Source organism: Citrobacter sp. TBCS-14, assembly GCF_005280805.1.
Classification (GTDB): Bacteria; Pseudomonadota; Gammaproteobacteria; order Enterobacterales; family Enterobacteriaceae; genus Citrobacter; species Citrobacter gillenii.
In genome coordinates, this window is the sequence record NZ_SZWM01000598.1 from 1 (window position 1) to 209 (window position 209).

General features: G+C 52.2%; 1 protein-coding gene. It reads left to right on the forward strand.

The features are described from left to right. Positions 1-100, forward strand: a 100-nt coding sequence (gene rlmJ / locus FDX22_RS20170; RefSeq protein ID WP_146717684.1) for a 23S rRNA (adenine(2030)-N(6))-methyltransferase RlmJ, incomplete at its 5' end; no start/stop codon positions are given. Positions 101-209: the final 109 nt, after the last annotated feature.

Sequence of the window (209 nt, forward strand, 5' to 3'; positions counted from 1 at the left end):
GCTTGAGCAGCAGATGAACAACGTTCTGCCGTGGTTGCACAGCAAACTGGTTCCGGCAGGAACCGGTCATACCTCGGTAAGCTGGATCGTGCCGGAGTAATCGCAGCCATCGGTGGAACCTTTTAATATCAGGTATACAATCGCGAATATTTTGGCGGATGGCGTAACGCTTCTCCGCCCTACAATGAACATGAAGGAGCGGTCATGAC